This is a genomic window from Psychrobacter sp. ANT_H59, assembly GCF_008369225.1.
GTDB classification, from domain to species: domain Bacteria; phylum Pseudomonadota; class Gammaproteobacteria; order Pseudomonadales; family Moraxellaceae; genus Psychrobacter; species Psychrobacter cryohalolentis.
The window spans coordinates 128035-144911 of sequence record NZ_VOBE01000004.1 but is presented as its reverse complement, the minus strand read 5'-3'; the positions used below and the strand labels follow the sequence as shown (position 1 = coordinate 144911).

Sequence of the window (16877 nt, the reverse complement as noted above, 5' to 3'; positions counted from 1 at the left end):
GAAATGTATTGATTTGATGTTGTGTTGGCACCGGATCGAAAGTTTGAGTTGTTTATTCTGCTAACAATTTGGTAAGTAATTCATCTATTTCCGCTTTAAACTCTTTATCTTCGATTTTATTGGCGGTAATTTTTGCGTTCTGCAGGCTGGTAATTGCAGCTTCTTTTTGCCCCAATTCAACTTGGATAACTGCCATAGAAAACGCAATGGATGACAGATGGTCTTTTGAGTTGATGGCTTTGGCTTTTTCAAGTGCCTTATCATAAATGACCAACGCTTCATCTAACTCTGCAGTGAAGTCGGCTAGCGTTTCCCATTGCTCTGGATGGTCTTTATCGGTATTTTCATTATCGATACAAATCGCTTTTAACTCGCTATATAGCCAATTAAAGGCTTCTTGATGACCTTTTCTATCGGCTTCTAGTAGCTTTTCAGCCAAGGTATAAACGGACTTGTATATTTTGGTGTTAATCATGACTTACATCCTTTTTAAAATTAAGCATAGCGTTTTAGGCAACATATGGCTGAAATTACGGGCAATACTGTAGGTAAAATACGGAAAAATCGTTATTTTAACATCATTTGTGTTACTGCTGAACGCCATACATTGGAAGGGACTGTAAAATAGCACCCTACCTGCGCTGACTCAAGAGACGATTGAGTTTATCCACGGTTTATTATTGAGCGCTTTATAAGCCGTTTTTATAGTTATAGGCTTATATTTGCAGGCTACTGCCATCATGGTGTTGAATGCTGTTTTGTAACATAGCGCAACCTGTGTTTGTTATATGCTGTGATAAAATGCAACTTAACTTTTTGAGAGTTATTGGCTTTTAAATCCAGCTGCTTTAATGAATAAGACTTTAATAGACAATACTGTGATTAAAGTCTTATTCATTAAATTTTTTTGATGTTAAGTCATGATTTTTACAGTTATTAGATTAGATATTTTGTGTACTATTGCCGTATTTCTATCACCCACGCCCAATTAGCCTAAGCTAAATGAGCCTTTTTATAGTCAGTACTCTTTTGAATAATCATATAAATAACAACACTACAAATATTCCCTTTGATTCGCCTTCATGGGTGCTGAAGTTAACTATTGGTCTGATTGGGATGTTCGCCTTTTTGCAGGTGTATTCTATTCAAGCAGTATTGCCAGTATTGATGGTAGATTTTTCAGCCACTGAAGTGCAGGCAGGGATGGTTGTTGGCGCAACAGTGATGGCGATTGCCATTATGTCACCGTTTTTAGGGATGCTATCTGATGCGGTCGGGCGCAAATCTTTTATCGTTGGGGCCTTGTTGTTTTTAGCGATACCTACTGCTTTAATCGCCCAAAGTCCTAGTATTGGCTGGCTCGGTATGTGGCGCTTTATGCAAGGATTGTCTGTTCCAGGCATTACGGTTGTGACCATTGCCTATATCGGTGAAGAGTTCGAGGGGCGAGCTGTCACAGAGCTGATGTCATTCTATGTCTCAGGCTCGGTACTTGGCGGCTTTATGGGGCGGTTCTTACTGGGGCATTTGCATGAATATATTGGCTGGCGTGCAGGCTATTATGTGATGGCAGCGATGACGCTTATCGGTGCACTATGGGTTGGCAAGATGTTGCCATCGTCGCGGCATTTTGTAGCCAATCCAAATTTTCGCTCAGCGATGCAAACGCTTGGTGAGCATTTGACCAATCGTTATGTGGTAACCGCATGTTTGCTCGGTGCTTGTGTGCTTTTTTCGCTCGTTGGTTGCTTTACCTTTATCAATCTACATCTTGCTGGCACGCCTTATGAGCTCAGCACTGGCGCGCTTGCCAATATTTTTGCGGTGTATTTAATCGGAGTGATTATCACGCCATTGTCGACGACATTGTTACGTCGATTTGGGGCAGCACGCACCGTTCGAGTGGCAGTGATTTTTTCGATGCTTGGTGCGTTATTAACGCTGGTCACGCCATTATGGGGCATTATTATTGGGCTTGCCATTATGTCGTCAGGCGTTTTTGTTACCCAAGCAGCAACCATTAGCTATATCGCCGTCAATGTCAAAAACGGACGTTCATTAGCCTCAGGTTTATATTACATGGCTTATTATGCGGGCGGCACGATGGGCGCATGGCTGTGCGGTATCGTTTATGCACGTGGACAATGGTCATTAACCGTTTGGCTATTATTATTTGTACAAGTATTGGCACTTTTGGTCGCAAGTTTTGGCATGATAAAAACAAAACCGCGTCCTGCTTAATGCCAGACAAAATAACACCAGACAAACCAACATAAGAGATAAAATAAGCTATCACAAGCTAAGCAATTGAGAAACGATTATTTTCGAACAGTGAGTATTGTGCCACTTACGTGTCATGCCTTTACATGAGGCTGGTTTTTTCTTACTATCAAGAGGTTATTGATAAAAACATCACTATGTAATCACGAATGATATCCAATCAATTGGTTTTTATCTGCACTCAAAAATACTATAAACAAGGACGTTAAACTTATGTCAAATATCTATCACAGTGCGCCATCCGCCTATGATTTTCCGCTATTGGTTAAGCAGTTATTAAACCGAGCCAAAACCGTATCACAAGATCAAGAAATCGTTTATGCAGATAAAAAACGTTTTACTTATAAAGACTTATTTAACCGTATTAATCGTTTGGCGAATGTTTTAGACGGCTTAAACCTTGATGCTGGTGATGTGGTCGCTGTGATGGATTGGGACAGTCATCGCTATCTTGAATCTTACTTTGCGGTGCCGATGTCAGAGTATATTTTGCAAACGGTCAATATTCGTCTATCACCTGACAAAATCCTTTACACCATTAATCATGCGAAACCAAAAGTCCTGCTACTTAACTCTGAATTTGCGCCCTTGGTCAAAGATTATCAGTTTGAAAACTCCAGCATTGAGCATATTATTTGGCTGGATGATAATGGCGTGACCTCTGAAGGTGTATTCGGGGGTAACCAGAACCGTGTCAAAGGTGAATATGAGGCGCTACTTGATGCTGCTGATGACCATTTTGACTTTCCAGATTTTGATGAAAACACCATTGCTACAACTTTTTATACCTCAGGTACGACAGGTGATCCGAAAGGCGTGTTCTTTAGCCATCGTCAGTTAGTACTGCATACTCTGACAGAAGCAGCTTCGATTGGTATGTTGCCAAATAAACAAGGCGTCAGCTATGGTGATGTCTATATGCCAATGACCCCGATGTTCCATGTCCATGCGTGGGGCTTTCCTTTTACAGCTACTATGACAGGTCTAAAGCAAGTATATCCTGGTCGTTATGCACCCGATTTGTTGATGGATTTGATTATCAATGAAAAGGTCAGCATCACCCACTGTGTACCGACGATTTTGCAAATGGTACTCAAAGAAGCGCAAGACCGCGGTGCCAGCTTTAATGGTCTAAAAATGATTATTGGTGGTTCACGATTGACAGAAGGCTTGGCAAAAGCGGCGATGGATCAGGGTATTGAAGTTTATACCGGTTATGGCATGTCTGAGACCGCACCTCTAATCAGTCTGACTGACTTTAGCCTCAATGAGCCGCAGCTGAGTGAAGAAGAGGATATTGCTCGCCGCTGTATGACGGGTAAGCCTGTACTTATGGTTGATGCTCAAGTATGGGGAGAGAACAATCAGCCAGTTGGTACAGGTCAGGACAATACTGGCGAGCTGGTATTACGCGCACCGTGGTTGACCCAAAGCTATTTAAAAAATGATGACGCTGGCAAAGAGCTATGGGAAAACGGCTACATGCATACCCAAGACATCGCCTACATACGCCCTGATGGCTATATCAAAATCACCGATCGCTTAAAAGATGTGATTAAGTCAGGTGGCGAGTGGATATCTTCACTAGAGATTGAGACGATTCTATCGCTACATCCTTCGGTGGCGGATGTGTCTGTGATTGGGGTACGTGATAAGCAATGGGGCGAACGTCCATTAGCATTAGTAGTACTCAAACCAAATTGCCAAGATACCAAAGTCGATGACATCAAAGCGCTGGCAGAGCAGGCAGTAGCCCGTGGTATCATTCCAAAATACGGTATACCTAGTCAGTTTAAGTTTGTCGATGAACTACCAAAGACCTCTGTTGGCAAACATGACAAAAAAGTGATGCGTGAGATGTATGCCAATCAGAGCGAGGTATAGTTTTTTTGAACTAACTCAACTATTAAGCAGATAACAGGCTTAATAGTTGACCTTTATGATTAGCTCTGCTACATTTTAAACCGATACACACTAAATCGATACGTAGTGTATCGGTTTTTTGATTTAGTAAGGATAGCTGGCCGGGATAGCCAGTCTTATATTATGATATTATCGGACAAATCACATCGTATTACCCATCATTTATGCTAAGGACAGCTATTATGAGCGCGCAAACCGCCACTGCAATGATCGATCAAGCGTCAACCCCAACATTTCAGACACTAACTACCACTCAAAATTTTGCTGATATCTATCGCTCATCTATTGAAAATAAAGAAGAGTTTTGGGCAGAGCAAGCTAAGCGTATTTATTGGCATAAAGAGCCTGAGCAGATTCTCGATGACAGTAATTTGCCATTTGCGCAGTGGTTTGTCGGCGGTGAAACCAATCTTTGTTATAACTGTGTCGATCGTCACCTTGAAGAACGCGCAGAGCAAGATGCCTTTATTTGGCTGTCATCTGAGATTAATCAAGAACTTGTAGAAACCTATCCTGCTGTGGTCGATGCTTTTAAAGACTTGGGTAATAATGTTGAGTTCTATACCGACTATACTAAGCGCCGCCTGACGTACAATGACTTATATAAAGAAGTGAATTATTTTGCCGATGTATTAAAGCGTCACGGTATTGAGAAGGGCGATCGTGTCATCATTTATATGCCAATGATTTTAGAGGCCGCTTATGCAATGCTCGCGTGTGCGCGTATCGGTGCAGTGCATTCGGTGGTATTTGGTGGCTTTGCTGCCCATAATTTAGCCATTCGTATGGATGATGCTGAAGCAAAAATGGTCATCACAGTGGATGCAGGTTTGCGTGGTGGTAAAGTCGTCAACTATAAAAACCTTGTCAATCAAGGTATCGAGCAGGCAACCACCAAGCCTGATCATGTAGTAGTGGTCAATCGTGGTATTCTGCCGTTTGACGTAAAAGAGCTAGATGTGGATTATGCCACTGAACGCCGTATCAGCTGTGAAGCCAATGCTATCGTCGAGCCTGTATGGCTTGAGTCTAATACGCCATCGTATTTGCTTTATACCTCTGGTACGACGGGCACACCAAAAGGCGTGCAACGTGATACCGGTGGTCATGCAGTAGCACTGACCACATCGATGGACTATATCTACGACGGTAAGGCAGGCGAGACGTTTTGGGCGATATCTGATATCGGTTGGGCCGTTGGGCATTCTTATACCATCTATGCGCCATTGCTCGCTGGCATGACCAGTGTTATGTATGAAGGCTTACCGCATCTGCCAAACCCTGGTATCTGGTGGCGAATTGTGGAAGCCAACAAGGTCAATATTTTGTTTACCGCACCAACTGGTGTACGTATGCTGAAAAAGCAAGATGAGACATGGATGACGCGCTATGATGTCTCAAGCGTCAAATCCTTCTTTTTGGCAGGTGAGCCACTAGATGAGTCTACTGCCAGCTGGCTGACCAAGCATTTAGGTGTGCCGATTTTAGACCATTATTGGCAGACAGAATCGGGTTGGCCTATTCTGAGTAATACTCCTAGGTTCGCTGATAAACCGCACAAGCAAGGCTCACCTGGCTATCCTATGTATGGCTACGATGCGCAGGTCATCAATGAAGAAACTGGCGAGCCGTGTAAAGCAGGCGAAAAAGGTTTACTGGCGATTCGTGCGCCCTTACCACCGGGTTGTTTGACCACGGTTTGGGGTAATGATAAGCGCTTTATTGACAGCTACTTTAGCTTAGCGGATAGCAATCAATATTCGACATCGGACTATGCAGTCGTTGACGAAGACGGCTATTTTCATATTCTCGGTCGTACCGATGATGTCATTAACGTCGCCGGTCATAGACTGGGCACCCAAGAGATTGAAGAGGCGATTAGTATGCATGCAGAGGTCGCAGAGTGTGCGGTCGTGGGTATTCAAGATGAACTAAAAGGCGAGCTGCCGATTGCTTTTTGTGTGTTAAAAGATCATGAATTGGTGGCAACGACTGAAAATCGCTTCCGCCTTGAGCAGCAAGTGATCGGTGCGGTGGTGAAATCCTTGGGTGGTATCGCACGACCTGCTGCGATTTATTTCCCGCAAGCATTACCAAAGACGCGCTCTGGTAAGATATTGCGCCGTGCTATTCGGGCGTTAGCAGAGGATAAACCCACTGGTGATATGTCTACCCTTGATAATCCAACGGCTATTGATGCGGTCAAGCAATCTATGAAAGATTACTAGGTGCATTTTTAGGTATATTTTAAGCAACAGTTTAAAATTGCCTTTATCTAAAAAGCTCATGAATGCTCATGGGCTTTTTTTATTGTCGCTAAAGACCTGCGGATAGTAGTAGATAAATCGGACAGTAACATTAACTTTGCTAAAAGAATCATAAAGAGCTTGACCCTAAAATTGTTTTATTGTTATAGTCAATAACGATACGAAATAAATCATTTTAAAATTATATGACAGAATGATAAATTCTAAGTTTTTAAATTTAAAGCTTTAAAACTCAAAGCCTTCAAAATTCTAAGACGTCACCTAATGGCGGTCTTACAAACAAGATAAGGATATCTTATGCACCACGTCAAGCAGCTCATCAATGGTCAATTTGTTGATTCTAATACTAGCGAATGGATTGATATTACCGATCCTGCCACTCAAGAAGTCATTGCCAAGGTACCGCAAACGACAGACGATGAAATCAATCAAGCAGTCGCTGCCGCTCAAACGGCTTTTCAAACGTGGCGCAAAACACCAATTACCACTCGTGCCCGTATCTTTTTAAAGTATCAAGCACTGATTCGCGACCATATGGATGAATTAGCAGAGATCTTGACTGCAGAGCAGGGCAAGACCATTGCTGATGCGCGTGGTGATGTGTTCCGTGGTTTAGAAGTGGTTGAGCATGCAGCAGGCATTGCAAACCTGCAGATTGGTGACTTTGTTGAAAACGTTGCATCAGGTGTTGATACCTATAGCATTTGGCAGCCGCTTGGCGTTTGTGCTGGCATCACACCATTTAACTTCCCAGCGATGATTCCACTGTGGATGTTTCCAATGGCGATTGCCACGGGTAATACTTTTATCTTAAAACCTTCTGAACAAGATCCGATGGTGACCATGCGTTTGGTTGAGCTTGCTATTGAAGCGGGCGTACCTGAAGGCGTGCTAAACGTCGTACATGGCGGCAAAGCCACTGTCGATGCCATTTGCGATCATCCTGATATCAAAGCAGTTTCTTTTGTCGGTTCGACCAACGTTGGTAAACATGTCTATGAGCGTGCCAGTCAATCAGGCAAACGCGCACAGTGTATGATGGGCGCAAAAAACCATGGCGTTATCCTGCCAGATGCTAATAAAGAGCAAACCCTTAATCAGCTAGCAGGTGCTGCATTTGGTGCTGCCGGTCAACGTTGTATGGCGCTGTCTGTCGTTGTCCTTGTCGGTGCCGCTGGTGAGTGGATTGATGATATCAAGGCCAAAGCAGAGGGTTTGATTGTCTCAGCCGGTAAACATGATAAAGATTTGGGTCCATTGATTTCTCCTGCGGCAAAAGCGCGTGTTGAGCATTTGATTGGCACAGGGGTAGAAGAAGGGGCGAGCTTGATACTTGATGGTCGTGGTATTACAGTTGAAGGTTATGAAAAGGGCAACTTCGTTGGTCCAACTATCTTTGATAATGTCACAAGCGATATGCAAATCTATAAAGAAGAAATTTTTGGACCTGTCCTGTGTATCATGCGTGCCAATAGCTTAGATGAAGCGATAGAGATGCTGAATGCCAATCCGCATGGTAATGGTACTGCTATCTTCACTCAGTCAGGAGCTGCAGCGCATAAGTTCCAGCAAGATATCCAAGTCGGTCAAATCGGTATTAACCTGCCGATTCCTGTGCCACTACCAATGTTCTCGTTTTCAGGTTCACGTGCTAGTAAGCTTGGTGATTTAGGTCCTTATGGTAAGCAAGCAGTGCAATTTTATACCCAAACCAAGACCGTTACAGCGCGCTGGTTTGATGATGAAGCAAGTCGCGGTGTTAATACGACTATTTCAATTTAACGCTGAATCACCTATATTTGCATTGACGCTTTAGTATACTCTATTCAGCACAAGGATGACCCCATGGATTTTTCATTGACCGATGACCAAATTGCCTTTCGACAAACTGCTAGACAGTTTGCACAAAAAGAGCTAAAGCCCAATGCTGCTGAATGGGATCGCACTTCGCATTTCCCAATTGATGTCATCAAAAAATCAGGCGAGCTTGGCTTTTTAGGGTTATATACCAACCCTGAGTATGATGGCTTGGGCTTGCCGCGTTTAGATTCTGCCATGGTTTTTGAAGAGCTAGCATGGGGTGATACTGCAGTAGCTGCTTATATGAGTATTCATAATATGGCAGGCTGGATGATTGGTGAGTTTGGCAGTGATACATTGTGCAAAAAATATTTGCCAAATATGGTCAGCGGTGAATGGCTAGGCAGTTACTGTTTGACGGAGCCTAATGCCGGTTCTGATGCCGCATCACTGCGTACCAAAGCGGAGAAGCAAGGCGAGTATTATGTGCTGAACGGTGAAAAAACCTTTATTTCAGGGGCAGGCTCAACCGATGTGTTGGTCGTTATGGCTCGTACGGGCGCTGCAGGACCAAAGGGGATTTCAGCATTCGTAGTTGATGCCGATAGTGCTGGTATTGAATACGGCAAAAACGAGCATAAAATGGGCTGGAAAGCACAGCCAACACGGACGATTAGCTTTAAAGATGTCAAAGTGCCAGTAGAGAACCTCATCGGCGAAGAAGGTCAAGGCTTTCGTATCGCTATGAAGGGGCTTGATGGTGGCAGGATTAATATTGGTATCTGTGCGGTAGGTACGGCGCAAGCGGCGCTTGAAACAGCGACCAATTACGTGCAAGAGCGCAGTCAGTTTGGCAGCCCGATTGCCAGCTTGCAGTCGGTACAGTTTAAGCTTGCTGATATGTTGACTCAAACCATCACGGCACGGCAAATGCTCTATTTAGCGGCCAGTAAAGTCGATAATAAGGATGCGCAAGCCTCTACTTATTGTGCGATGGCAAAGCGTTTATCGACTGATCTTTGTTTTGATGTCGCTAACGAAGCTCTGCAACTACACGGTGGTTATGGCTATCTCAATGAGTATCCACTTGAGCGTCATGTGCGAGATTTGCGTGTGCATCAGATTTTGGAAGGTACCAATGAAATTATGCGCGTGATTGTCTCGCGTCAGCTATTACAAGATGATGCATTGAGCCAACTGCGTTAATCTATTTATATGAATAAAATGATTTTATGATAAGGATGTTTGATCATGACGGATTATACCAACTTAAAACTATCGATTGATGGTCATACTGCAACGCTAACACTGAATAACCCACCTGCTCATACATGGACGATGGACAGTCTCAAGGCGCTGAAGCAGCTGGTCACTGATCTTAATGCTAATGATGAGGTATATGCGTTAATCGTTCATGGTGATGGTGAGAAATTCTTTTCAGCAGGTGCCGATTTAAATAATTTTGCAGATGGCGATAAAGGTCGCGCAATCAGTATGGCGATAGCCTTTGGTGAAGCGTTCGAAGCACTGTCAGCCTATCGCGGCGTTAGCATTGCAGTGATCAATGGCTATGCGATGGGCGGTGGTCTTGAGTGCGCACTCGCTTGTGATATCCGTATTGCAGAAGACCATGCTCAAATGGCATTACCTGAGACAGGCGTTGGCTTGTTGCCGTGTGCTGGTGGTACCCAAAATCTAACGGCTTTGGTAGGCGAAGGCTGGGCAAAGCGCATGATATTGTGCGGCGAGCGCGTCGATGCCGAGACTGCACTACGCATTGGCTTAGTCGAAGAAGTTGCTGCGAAAGGTGAAGGATTACAAACAGCTCAAGCACTGGCGCAAAAAGTTGCTAAACAATCACCCGTTGCAGTCAGTTATTCCAAAAAACTTATTCAAGCAGCAAGACACACACCACCTGCGCAAAACCTTATCCATGAACGTGAAGCCTTTGTTAAATTGTTTGATACTGAAGATCAGCGCGAAGGTGTGCAAGCATTTTTAGAGAAGCGTAAGCCTGTTTGGCAAAATAAATAAACGATACCTTAATTACTTTAACCAAAAGTTAGTTTAATCAAAATAATATTTTCTCACTTTTTCATTTTGTAGGTCACATTTATGACAGCAGCTATAGAAGGCATATCAGACGCGCCGGTATTATTCAGCACCGAGCCGACAGATTGTGGTCACCTTATTGGGATAATGACGTTAAATATGCCCAAATCTCTTAATGCCTTGAGCGTTGAGATGTGTCAATTGTTATCGCAACAACTAGAGCAGTGGCAAGGTGATGAGCAAGTAGTGGCATTGCTATTAAAAGGCGCGGGCGATAAGGCGTTTTGTGCTGGCGGTGATATTCGTAGGTTATATGACAGTATGTCAGCAACAGCGCCTATGCCAAATCCTTATGCGACAGATTTTTTCGGTCATGAATATAGTCTTTATCGCCAAATGCATTTTTACCCTAAGCCATTAATTTTGTGGGGCGATGGCATCATTATGGGCGGCGGTATGGGGTTGATGGTAGGCTGTAGCCATCGCTTGGTCACTGAGCGTACCCGTTTTGCTATGCCTGAAATTACCATTGGTCTATTCCCTGATGCTTCCGGCAGTTGGTTCTTACAGCGTATGCCGGCTAAAACTGGTTTATTCTTAGGGCTGACAGGTGCAATGTGTAATGGTAGCGATGCATTATTGACCAACTTAGCAGAATATGGGGTTGGAAGTCAGGATTATGATGCCATCATGCAGCGCTTAACACAGAGCGACTGGCAAACGGCAGCTGATAATAATAAAGAGAATAAGCACAGTAAAGAAAACAACAACAGTGCCCATAGTATCGTGAGTCGGGCATTGGGGGCGCAGCCTGTTGCTGAATTGCCTGCTAGTAAGCTTGCGCAGCATTGGTGTGCTATTCAGCAGCTAATGAACAGGGGCGGTTTGGGTGATATCGATGCGCTATTACAAAGTGATGAGGCGCTCACAGAGCTTGATGCAGATTTTGCTGCCGACAGTTGGACACAGCGAGCCATTGCAACCTATCGACATGGCTGTCCAGTGACTGCGGCATTGACCTATGCGCTATATCATAAGGTGACGGATTTATCGCTAGAGCAAGTTTTGTACCTAGAGACCAATGTCGCTGTACATTGTGCGGCTAACCCTGATTTTAAGGAAGGCGTGCGGGCGTTATTGATTGATAAAGATCGGACGCCAAACTGGTCTCGTACGTTAGCTGAGTGTTTGAGCGCAGAGGGACAAGATTATATCCAGCAGCATTTTACCAACCCATATGCTAAAGGCGAGCATCCTTTAGACGATTGGCTTAGCGCTGCTGCATTGGGTAATGAGGCTGTTCGCTAACCAGATATTTAGCATCTGATTTAAGCCAACTTAACTGGATTAAGTGACTAGATTAAGTGAAATTTGAAAAATTAAAACTAATTGCATAATCAATCATCAAGGAGCGATGAGATGGCTACAAAGGATACAGGTTCAAGTAGTACAACTACGACTGATAATGATGGTAATACGGCAAAGCCAAATATTGCCTTTATTGGACTAGGTCACATGGGCGGTCCAATGGCAGAAAACTTGTTAAAGGCAGGTTATACGCTTTCGGTTTATGATTTATCTGTAGAGGCGACCGCGCGCTTGCAACAAGCGGGTGCCCATGTAGCAGAGAGTCCGAGAGATGCTGCTCAAAATGCCCAAGTGATTATCAGTATGTTACCTGCTGGCAAGCACGTGCATTCTGTCTATCTAGGAGAAGGTAGCTCTGACGGTCTACTTGTAGACTTACCAAAAGGTACTTTGGTTATCGATAGCAGTACCATAGCAGCAGCTGATGCTAGGAATGTAGCAGAAGTTGCAAGTAAACTTGGTATTGATTTTTTAGATGCGCCAGTCTCTGGCGGTACAGGTGGCGCTATCGCTGGCACATTGACCTTTATCGTTGGTGGAGACAATGCAGCCTTTGCCAAAGCTGAACCGATACTGGCTGTAATGGGAAAAAATATCTTCCACGCAGGCGAGCATGGTGCAGGACAAGTAGCTAAAATCTGTAATAACATGCTGCTTGGAATTCTGATGGCAGGAACGGCAGAGGCGATTAATCTAGGCGTCAAAAATGGTCTCGATCCAAAGGTACTATCGGATATCATGCTACAAAGCTCCGGTCGTAACTGGACGCTAGAAGTCTACAACCCGTACCCGCAAGTGATGGAAAATGTCCCATCGAGCAATGGCTATCAAGGCGGCTTTATGAGTAAGCTGATGCAAAAGGATCTTAACCTTGCCATGCAAACCGCTCAAGATACGCATGTAGAGACACCAATGGGCGCTAAAGCAACTGAGCTTTATGCCGCGCATACGATCGAGAATGGCGATAGAGATTTTTCTAGCATTATGGCGCGTCACGACAGCTCTGTATTGTCTTAAATTATCAAGAATACCAAAAAAAGATCTGCATTATGGTAATAGTGCAGACCTTTTTTGACTTATTTCTAGTTTATATCAAGGCATTTAACTTGGCAGCTCATAGACCAGAGACTGAATATCTTGCGCCGCTTTTTGCAGTCGTGGCACATAGGTTAAGAGGTCATCTAAAGACACCCGTATGGTCGGTGCATGCAGATATAGCGAAGCAAGGTAGCGTGATTTCCTATCCCTTATAGGTACGGCGATTGCCACCATCTCAGAGATAAACTCTTCGTTATCGATACCTATGCCTGTTTCAGCGATACGATCAAGCTCAGCGTTTAATTTGTCGATATCAGTGATGGTGTTTTTGGTGAACTTATCTAGTGATAAATTTTGTAGTATTTTTTCGCGGCTTGCACTCGGCAACTGACTTAAATACAGCTTCCCAGTCGCTGTACACCACATTGGCGACTTTGCGCCCACTGGTAAATAAATCTGTATCGGCAAGGTCGTTTGTGCGCGGTTGGTATAGATCATATTCATGTGATAAGGAACACCGATACCGCAGGTTTCTTTTAGCTCATCGACCAGTTTTTGCAAAATCATTTGACGTTCATTAAAGAACAGTCGCTGCTGCCAAAGCTCAACGCCCAAATTGCGTACACGTTTACCCGGTATAATACCGCCGCCAATATCAATTGTCACAAACCCTTCATCAACCAGATTTTGAATCAATCGATGAATGGTTGGCTTCGGAATATCAAGCTCCTGCGATAGCTCTAGTGGCGAAATCGGTTTTGAGGCATAAGATACCGCCTCAATAATCTCTAGCACACGGGTAATCGACGATACTTTAGGCATATAAATGACTCAGTAATAATAAAAAAACAAAGCAAGTAGCTATATCATAACGGATATAATCGCCTCTAAAAATAGAGTAGAACAGTCAAGGCGATAAGGCTAAAAATGGATAAGTATAAAAGCATACAGTAATTGGCTTACTGACTCTAATTTAGCACAATATAACCCTTAGACAAGCCTGCCTCTCATTATATAGTAACGTATTTACATTGCGTGAATTTATAACAAAATTATCTAAGAATTTTTCGGTTTTCGTAGCAATACTAGATACGTTCAGTCACAAAGTACAACAATCTGTAGTAATTAACTCCATAACTGTTATTGCGTTATTTCGCAAGATGCTTCATCATGCAGACATATTTTGTAATACCTTTACATGAGCGTTAAGCATTCCAATAATCATGTGTAGGCTGCGCGGTGGCTTTAATAGCATTGTGTAACAAAAGGGCGAAATATTGCGGGCTGGTGTAGTAATTATTACAATATCTATGCAATCTTTACATAATGGCAAATAAAAAGTGCATCTTTAGGGGTGACTTTTTGAGCCAAAATTGTTTTAATCCTCGCATCAAAATGATTGTTTAAAAAAGTTAGATTTTCATTTTTTTATGGGCGTGTTATTTCATACTTTAGGAGAGTAATTATGAAACTTATTCAATTAACAGCAATCACTGCTGCCGTTTTAGCCTCAACTGCTGCTCTTGCAGCTGATCCAGTTATTGTTATTGATGGCAATGATGCTGTTGTATACGAAGCTGAGCCAGTAGCAGTTGCTTATCAAGCAGACGCTGGTTATGCCTATAATGCAGATGCTGGTGTGTTACGTAACACCACTGGTGCAGTTGTTGGCGGTACTAAGACTTTCTTCCAAACCGTTACTCATCCAGCAGCGATCAGTGCTGAAGTTGGTACTTTAGGTTATGGTGCTAACATCGCTTGGGGCTTAAACGACAAAACTGAAATTCAAGCTGGTTGGGCAGGCGGCGATGCTGCTGATTTATTCGGCGGCGACTTTGATGCTAACGACGTAAACTACGATGTAGATACTGATTTTAGCAACCCGTACCTAGGCGTACAAGTACGTCCTATGGCAAACTGGTTCACTATGGGTGCTGGTATCATCGTTCCTGATAACGAAATCAACGTAACTTCTAATCCTAATGGTGGCGTTTATAAAGTTAACGGCAAGCAATATAATGCAGACGATGTAGGTACTTTAAAAGGTAGCCTTGAGCACCGTAACACGCTAGCTCCTTATGCTACTATTGGCTTCCGTCCTAACATTACCAATAACTTTGGTCTGTTTGGCGAGCTAGGCGCTGCATATATGGGTAAAACTGATGCTGATGTTACTTCAGTTGGCGGCGCAAACGGCTTTATTAGAGATGAAAATGGCGTTATCACAGGCGAAACTTCAGCTAGCGTTGCTGATAAAGCTGAAAGAGAACTAGAAGATAAAAACTGGTTAGAGTGGATGCCAATTGTTAAAGTTGGTGCAACTTATCGCTTCTAATTTAACAACCGTTTAAATACTGTTGTTAACAGAAGAATAAGTATAAAAAAACGATCCTTTTGAGGGTCGTTTTTTTATGTCTAAAATAAAGTAATAAATATCACTTATTATCAGGTATTTGAGATTTATCAATAAACAATAACAGTTTGCTGTGAGGAAATAACAGAAATTCGATAGTTAGTCTTATCGTCAGTCAGAGTAAGCAAAGGTAGGATTTCTATAGGCTGATTGAGTACATCAATAATGATGGCGGAATAATCCATGCCTAAACCTTGGGCAAGCGTATATTGATCTATCTTGATAAAGCTTTCTTTTATTTGCCAAAGACATTTTATGGCAGAGTTACGCTGTATCATTGGCAATGCTTGCAAGATAGCCAGCTCTTTTGGATGATAGAATCGCTTTGCTACCTGCCATTTCACGGCATTGACTTCGATATCAATACCCGAGGCACGATGGCGACTGATAACGACAGCGACCTTGACGTATGGTATGTCTGATTTTTCTATATCATTTTGTATTCGAGTAGTATTTTTATTATTGCCATTGGTATGGCTAAAACACACATAATATTGGCTATGAGTGAGTCGATAAGGAAAATTTGATTCATCTAAACGATCGACGATATCCAGTCTTTTGAGCAATGCCTGCAATAATAACCTTACGCCTGCACGTTGCTGCTGGCGTTGGTTATAAGCAATTTGAGGGGCAGCTAAGCAAGTAGTGGTTTTTTTAATATCACAATGTGAAGCACGCACTTTAGCAGTCGCACACCACGTCATTGTCATGGGGTCGAGCTGAGTATAGAGAATATCGTGTAGCATTAAGTTTTGCATAGTCTGTATTTTGTAGAAACTTATGGTTTATATCGCGATTTATCTTAGCCTAACAAAAAGCCCAACAATAGGCTTGTTGGGCTTTTGAATGCTTATAATGTCTTATGCTATATACTTAGTAAGACAGTTCAGCACGGCGGTTTTGGGCATAGGCATCTTCGTTCGTACCGGCAGCAGCAGGACGCTCTTCGCCATAGCTGATGACACGGATATTATTTGCTGCAACGCCTTGAGCGGCAAGATAATCACGTGCTGCTTGGGCACGGCGCTCACCCAATGCGATGTTATATTCACGGCTACCGCGCTCATCGGTGTGACCCGCGATAACTACGCCTGCATTTGGGTTAGATTTTAACAGACCCGCGTGTTGGTTTAAGACACCTGCAGATTGTGAAGTGATCGCACTGCTGTCAAAGGCAAAATATACAACGGCTTGGATGTTCTCAGCACCGGTGATAATTGCGTTTGAGTTGTCTACGATAACAGCACCATTGTAGCCAACTTGACCACCTGGGATACCTAGAGGGGCAACGACGACTTCAGAAGTGGCGCGCTTGGTGGCACAACCTGATGCTAGAACAACAGCGCTTGATAATACAGCGAAGGCAGCGATTTTTGAAAAACTGGTTGACATAATAAGCTCCAAAAATTTTAATGAATTAGATTTGTTGTTGTAAACTGCTTACGATAAAACTTAGGCAATTGCTATCTATAATATACTAAATGTTACTTTATGTAAGTACTATTACTGTAAATAATGCTAGAGTTTACAAATAGATATAATGCGCATTACGCCAAGATTTACGCCATTATATAGGGATTCTTATCATCGTTACCTTTCTTATTTTAATTTAACAGTAACCTTGAAATTTGGCGCTTTAAGTCAATGTACTTAGGTATCTTACATAGGTATTGCGACAGTATCGAAGTGTCGCTTAAGTGTCGCTTAAGTGTCGCTTAAGTCTTGCTATAAAGGCT

Annotated in this window: 13 protein-coding genes; 9 read left to right on the top strand and 4 right to left on the bottom strand. The window is 43.1% G+C overall.

All coding sequences use genetic code 11. From position 1 onward, the window contains the following. Positions 1-52 precede the first annotated feature (52 nt). The gene (locus FQ083_RS08180) at positions 53-475 is read right to left on the bottom strand and encodes a tetratricopeptide repeat protein (RefSeq protein ID WP_149409508.1); all 423 of its coding nucleotides are present in this window, start codon (positions 473-475) and stop codon (positions 53-55) included. Between the two features lie 527 nt (positions 476-1002). Between FQ083_RS08180 and FQ083_RS08175 the strand changes: the two genes are divergently transcribed. From FQ083_RS08175 to mmsB, 8 genes are all read left to right on the top strand, one after another. After that, complete coding sequence (locus FQ083_RS08175) at positions 1003-2241, top strand: MFS transporter (protein ID WP_262881057.1); 1239 nt, start codon at positions 1003-1005, stop codon at positions 2239-2241. 252 nt (positions 2242-2493) lie between these two features. Beyond that, entirely contained in the window at positions 2494-4164 is a 1671-nt protein-coding gene (locus FQ083_RS08170; protein WP_011513850.1) for a fatty acid--CoA ligase, read from the top strand. Positions 4165-4385: 221 nt separating this feature from the next. Beyond that, positions 4386-6431: a propionate--CoA ligase gene (locus FQ083_RS08165; RefSeq protein WP_149409507.1), complete on the top strand. Its 2046-nt coding sequence runs from the start codon at positions 4386-4388 to the stop codon at positions 6429-6431. 336 nt (positions 6432-6767) lie between these two features. Then, entirely contained in the window at positions 6768-8252 is a 1485-nt protein-coding gene (locus FQ083_RS08160; protein ID WP_149409506.1) for a CoA-acylating methylmalonate-semialdehyde dehydrogenase, read from the top strand. A gap of 63 nt (positions 8253-8315) precedes the next feature. Next, the gene (locus FQ083_RS08155) at positions 8316-9476 is read left to right on the top strand and encodes an acyl-CoA dehydrogenase family protein (RefSeq protein ID WP_149409505.1); all 1161 of its coding nucleotides are present in this window, start codon (positions 8316-8318) and stop codon (positions 9474-9476) included. Between the two features lie 45 nt (positions 9477-9521). Continuing rightward, positions 9522-10304 carry an enoyl-CoA hydratase gene (locus FQ083_RS08150; RefSeq protein WP_149409504.1) on the top strand — a complete coding sequence of 261 codons (783 nt, stop codon included), beginning with the start codon at positions 9522-9524 and terminating at the stop codon, positions 10302-10304. An 81-nt stretch (positions 10305-10385) separates the two neighbouring features. Continuing rightward, on the top strand, positions 10386-11630 hold the full coding sequence (locus FQ083_RS08145; RefSeq protein WP_149409503.1) for an enoyl-CoA hydratase/isomerase family protein: 1245 nt from the start codon (positions 10386-10388) through the stop codon (positions 11628-11630). Positions 11631-11741: 111 nt separating this feature from the next. Further along, the gene (mmsB, locus tag FQ083_RS08140) at positions 11742-12707 is read left to right on the top strand and encodes a 3-hydroxyisobutyrate dehydrogenase (RefSeq protein ID WP_149409502.1); all 966 of its coding nucleotides are present in this window, start codon (positions 11742-11744) and stop codon (positions 12705-12707) included. 84 nt (positions 12708-12791) lie between these two features. Here mmsB and FQ083_RS08135 read toward each other — a convergent pair whose 3' ends face one another. Beyond that, entirely contained in the window at positions 12792-13550 is a 759-nt protein-coding gene (locus FQ083_RS08135; RefSeq protein WP_149409501.1) for an IclR family transcriptional regulator, read from the bottom strand. 643 nt (positions 13551-14193) lie between these two features. On the opposite strand from FQ083_RS08135, the gene FQ083_RS08130 reads away from it, so the two are divergent. After that, positions 14194-15063 (top strand): hypothetical protein, encoded by an 870-nt coding sequence (locus tag FQ083_RS08130; protein ID WP_149409500.1) that lies wholly within the window; start codon positions 14194-14196, stop codon positions 15061-15063. Between the two features lie 128 nt (positions 15064-15191). On the opposite strand, the gene FQ083_RS08125 is transcribed toward FQ083_RS08130, so the two are convergent. Continuing rightward, the gene (locus tag FQ083_RS08125; RefSeq protein ID WP_149409499.1) at positions 15192-15899 is read right to left on the bottom strand and encodes a 4'-phosphopantetheinyl transferase superfamily protein; all 708 of its coding nucleotides are present in this window, start codon (positions 15897-15899) and stop codon (positions 15192-15194) included. 115 nt (positions 15900-16014) lie between these two features. Beyond that, a complete protein-coding gene (gene pal, locus FQ083_RS08120; RefSeq protein ID WP_149409498.1) occupies positions 16015-16533 on the bottom strand; it encodes a peptidoglycan-associated lipoprotein Pal in 519 nt (172 codons plus the stop codon). Between the last annotated feature and the right edge of the window lie 344 nt (positions 16534-16877).